Source organism: Amycolatopsis rhizosphaerae (genome assembly GCF_007713715.1).
GTDB lineage: Bacteria > Actinomycetota > Actinomycetes > Mycobacteriales > Pseudonocardiaceae > Amycolatopsis_E > Amycolatopsis_E rhizosphaerae.
The window spans coordinates 1-4,508 of the sequence record NZ_VJWX01000559.1 but is presented as its reverse complement, the minus strand read 5'-3'; the positions used below and the strand labels follow the sequence as shown (position 1 = coordinate 4,508).

Annotated in this window: 4 protein-coding genes; all 4 read right to left on the bottom strand. The window is 69.3% G+C overall.

Features of this window, described 5'->3' with window-relative positions; all coding sequences use genetic code 11:
* Positions 1-68 precede the first annotated feature (68 nt).
* Complete coding sequence (locus FNH05_RS33060) at positions 69-1,088, bottom strand: LacI family DNA-binding transcriptional regulator (RefSeq protein WP_144592783.1); 1,020 nt, start codon at positions 1,086-1,088, stop codon at positions 69-71.
* Between the two features lie 71 nt (positions 1,089-1,159).
* The gene (locus tag FNH05_RS33055) at positions 1,160-2,746 is read right to left on the bottom strand and encodes a glycoside hydrolase family 13 protein (protein WP_144592782.1); all 1,587 of its coding nucleotides are present in this window, start codon (positions 2,744-2,746) and stop codon (positions 1,160-1,162) included.
* Positions 2,746-3,612 (bottom strand): sugar ABC transporter permease, encoded by an 867-nt coding sequence (locus tag FNH05_RS33050; RefSeq protein ID WP_144592781.1) that lies wholly within the window; start codon positions 3,610-3,612, stop codon positions 2,746-2,748. The genes FNH05_RS33055 and FNH05_RS33050 overlap by 1 nt, the downstream gene beginning before the upstream one ends.
* A partial coding sequence (locus FNH05_RS33045) for a carbohydrate ABC transporter permease (RefSeq protein ID WP_246128091.1) occupies positions 3,609-4,508 on the bottom strand: 900 nt, incomplete at its 5' end. The genes FNH05_RS33050 and FNH05_RS33045, both read right to left, overlap by 4 nt.

Sequence of the window (4,508 nt, the reverse complement as noted above, 5' to 3'; positions counted from 1 at the left end):
GTGCGGGGCCTACAAAGGGGGGTGCGGGTGACCGTGAGGTGGCTCCCCACGGCGTCGTTCGGGCCCGGTCAGGAGGACGGGCAGGCGGCGGTCGAGCCGCGCACGATGAGTTCGGGCTGGAACAGGTATTCGGTGCTGGGCACCGGCAACCCGGCGATCTCGTCCAGCAGCGCCCGCACCGCCGCGGCCGCGATCGAGGAGACCTGCTGCTGGATCGTGGTCAGCGGCGGATCGGTGAACGCGATCAGCGGGGAATCGTCGTAGCCGATGACCGAGAAGTCCCGGGGCACCGACAGGCCGCGCTTGCGCGCCCCCCGGATCGCGCCCAGTGCCATCAGATCGCTGCCGCACACCATCGCCGTGCAGCCCTCGTCCAGCAGGAACGACGCCGCGGAATGCCCGCCCTCCACCGAGTACAGCGAGTTCACGAGCAGCCGTTCCACCTCGGCTTCGCCGGCCACGGGGGCCATGAGCCTGCGAAACTCCTCCGCCTTGCGGCGCGACGGGACGAACCGGCTCGGGCCGACCGCGAGGCCGATCCGCTCGTGCCCCAGCTCCCGCAGGTGGGCGATCGCGAGCTGCACGGCCGCCGCGTCGTCGTCGGAGAAGAACGGCGCCTTCACGTCCGGCGCGTAGCCGTTGACGAAGACCACCGGCAGGCCGCGCGTGATCAGCCGGGTGTACCGGTCGCGGGAAGCGGTCTGATCCGCGTGCAGGCCGGAGACGAACACGATGCCGTCCACACCGCGCTCGGTCAGTGCCTCGATCAGCTCGTCCTCCGTGGCCGCCCCCGGCGACTGCGTGCACAGCACGGAGGTGAACCCGCGCAGGGTCAGCGTCCGGTCGATGACCTGTGCGAAGGCCGGGAAGATCGGGTTGTTCAGCTCGGGGATGATCAACCCGATCAGCCCCGCGTTGCGTTGCCGGGAGCGGGCGGGGCGGTCGTAGCCGAGCTGGTCCATCGCGGCCAGCACGGCCTGCCGCGTGGCCGCCGCGACTCCCGCCTTCCCGTTGACGACCCGGCTGACGGTCGCTTCGCTCACCTTGGCGAGCTCGGCGATGTCGGTGAGGCGGACGGGCTCGGTCATCGATGTTTCGCTATCTCTTCGGTGGGTTCGCGCGGAAAGGACGCGGATGGATGCTCGGTCGCCGCGGGCGCCTACGGCATTGTATCTTCCTCCTCCGTGGCCCGCTGTTCCCTCGTCCGCCACCAGGCCGCCGAATGGGGCGGCAGGAGGCCGCCGTCGAGGGGGACACTGCTCAACAGGGGCCGGTGCGGCAGTCCGAGGTCCACGGCCTCACCGGTGAAGTTCACCGTGCAGACGAAGTCCGGGCCACGGCGGAAGCCGAGCACTCCCTCGGGTGCCTCCAGCCACGCGAATTCGCCGGTCACGCTGCGGCGCAGCCGCAAAGCCTTGCGGTACAGGGAAAGGGTGGAGTCCTCTTCGGATTCCTGTGCCTCCACGGTCAGTTCGGACCACGACTCGGGCTGCGGAAGCCACGGGGACGAAGTGGAGAAGCCGAACGGGGAAGCCTTGCCCGACCAGGGAATCGGCACGCGGCAGCCGTCCCGGCCCCGCTCGGTGTGGCCGGAGCGTTCCCACATCGGATCCGCCAGTGCCTCCTCGGGCAGGTCGGTGACCTCCGGCAGGCCGAGTTCCTCGCCTTGGTAGAGGTAGGCGGAACCGGGGAGCGCGAGGGTGAGCAGTGCGGCCGCCCGCGCCCGCCGCACACCGCCGAGCCGGGTCACGTGCCGGACGATGTCGTGATTGGACAGTACCCAGGTGGCGGGCGCGCCCACCTCGGCGACGGCGGCCAGCGACTCGTCGATCACCTGCCGGAACTGCCCGGCGTCCCAGCCCGCCTCCACGTAGTGGAAGTTGAACGCCTGGTGCAACTCGTCGGGGCGGAGATAGTGCGCGAGCCGCTCGGCGTTCGGCGCCCAGGCTTCCGCCACGGCCATGCGGTCCCCGGGATAGGAATCGAGGATCTTGCGCCAGGCGCGGTAGATCTCGTGCACCCCGTCCTGGTCGAAGTAGGGGAGTTCGGCCTGGCCCAGCAGTTCGATCTGCCGGGTGCGACCGGTGTCGGGCAGGCCGTGGGCCTTGACCATCCCGTGCGCCACGTCGATGCGGATCCCGTCCACGCCGAGATCGAGCCAGAACCGCAGGATCTCTTCGAACTCCGCTCGGACCTCGACGTTGTCCCAGTTGAGGTCGGGCTGCGCCGGGTCGAACAGGTGGAGGTACCACTGGCCGTCGGCGACCCGCGTCCACGCGGGCCCGCCGAACACCGATTCCCAGTCGTTGGGCGGCTGATCCCCGTTCCCGTCCCGGAAAAGGTAGCGCTCGCGCGCCCCTGGTTCACCGGCGAGCGCTTCCTGGAACCACCGGTGCCGCGAGGAGGTGTGGTTCGGCACCAGATCGATGATCACGCGCAGCCCCCGCGCGTGCGCCTCGCCCAGCAGCGCCTCGAATTCCCCGAGGTCGCCGAACATCGGGTCCACGTCCCGGTAGTCGGCCACGTCGTAGCCGCCGTCGGCGAGCGGGGACGGGTAGAAGGGGGTGATCCACACGGCGTCCACGCCGAGCCCGGCGAGATGGCCGAGCCTGCCGCGGATCCCGGCGAGATCCCCGTTCCCGTCGCCGTTGCCGTCGGCGAAGCTGCGGATGTAGATCTGGTAGATGGCCGCCGTCCGCCACCATTCGGCGCGGCCGGGCTGGTGCCCGGATCGTGTCGTTGTCATCAACTTCCCTTCACACCGCCGGAGGTCAGTCCGGCCACGAGATGACGCTGGACGAGGAAGAACACCACCGCGGTGGGGACCATCACCAGTACCGAGCTCGCGGTGAGCAGTCCCCATTCCGCCCTGAAATCACTGACGAACGTGCTCATGCCCACCGGGAGGGTGAACTTGTCCTCGCCCTGCATGAGGATGCTCGCGAAGGCGAACTCGCCCCAGGCGGTGACGAACGCGTAGAACACCGTCGCCGCGATCCCCGGTTTGGCCAGTGGCACGATCAGCCGCCAGAACGTGCCGAACGGTGTCAGGCCGTCGATCCGGCCGGCTTCGTCGATGTCGGTGGGGATGCTGTCGAAGTACCCCTTGAGCATCCAGGCGCAGTAGGACACCGCCACCGTGCACTGGGCGAGGATGAGGCCGCCATAGGTGTTGAGCAGGCCCAGCCCGGACATCACGTTGTACAGCGGCACGATCAGCACCGCCGCCGGGAACATCTGGACGATCAGGAACAGCCACATCAGCGGCCGCTGCCCGGGAAACCGCATCCGGGAGGCGGCATAGCCGGCGGTGGCGGCGATGAACACGGAAAAGGCGGTGGTCCCGGCGGCCACGATCAGCGAGTTGGCGAACCAGGTGCCGAACTGGGTGTCGCCGAGGACCTGGCGGTAGTTTTCGAAGCCCAGCCGTCCCAGGGTCTGCGGGCGGGCCCAGGTGTCCCGGTCGGTCTTGAACGAGGTGAGTGCCACCCACGCGACCGGGAACACCGCGATCACGCCGGCGAACACCAGTGTCGTGTGCAGGCCCGCCGAAGCGAGGCGGCTCCGGGCGCTCCGGCGCGCCCGGGAAGAGGTGCGGATGCGGGCGCTCATCGGGTGGCCTCCTGTGCCCTGGCCAGCCAGCGTTTGTAGAACGAGGCGAACACGACCAGCATCGAGGCGATGATCACCCCGTAGGTCGCCGCCCCGGAGTAGTTGCGGATACCGCGGAACGCCTCGTAGTAGGACCCGGTGACCAGGATGCTCGTGGAGTCGCCGGGACCGCCGCCGGTGAGCAGTGCGATGACCGGGAACTGGTTGAACGTCCAGATCACGCCGAGCAGGACCACCGTTCCGGTCACCGGGCGCAGCCCGGGCAGGGTGATCACGCGGAACCGCTGCCACGGGGTGGCACCGTCCACTTCGGCCGCTTCGTAGAGTTCCTTCGGAATCGTCTGCAAGCCCCCGAGGAGGGCGACCATCATGAACGGGACGCCCATCCAGACGTTCACCATGATCACCGAGAGCTTGGCGGGCAGCGGCTGCCCGAGCCAGTCGACACCGGGAAGGCCCACCCGCTGCATCAGCGCGTCGAGCAGCCCGCCCTGGTTGTTGAGGATGAGCCGCCAGGCGAAGGCCGCGACGAACGGCGGCACGGCCCACGGCAGGATCAGCAGCATCCGGTAGAGGGTGCGCAGCCGCATCGCGCGGTTGAGCAGCATGGCCAGGCCCAGCCCGATGCCGTAGTGCAGGACCACGCACGCGACGGTCCATTCGACCGTCCACAACAGACGCGGGTAGAACGTGCCTTCCGTTCCGCTCAGCACGTCGAGGTAGTTGCGCAGCCCGACGAAGTCGTAGGTCGCGGGAATCGTGTTGACCCCGATCCTGCGCCCGCTGTTCAGCTCCGTGGCGTCGGTGAGCGACAGGACGATCCCGCGGGCCAGCGGGTAGAGCACCAGCACCCCGAGTACGACCACCACCGGCACCACCATCGCCCAGGCGTAACC

What these genes read in the sequence shown, in the direction of transcription:
- FNH05_RS33060 (WP_144592783.1), bottom strand. Translation starts at nt 1,088, where the DNA reads ATGACCGAGCCCGTCCGCCTCACCGACATCGCCGAGCTCGCCAAGGTG.
- FNH05_RS33055 (WP_144592782.1), bottom strand. Translation starts at nt 2,746, where the DNA reads ATGACAACGACACGATCCGGGCACCAGCCCGGCCGCGCCGAATGGTGG.
- FNH05_RS33050 (WP_144592781.1), bottom strand. Translation starts at nt 3,612, where the DNA reads ATGAGCGCCCGCATCCGCACCTCTTCCCGGGCGCGCCGGAGCGCCCGG.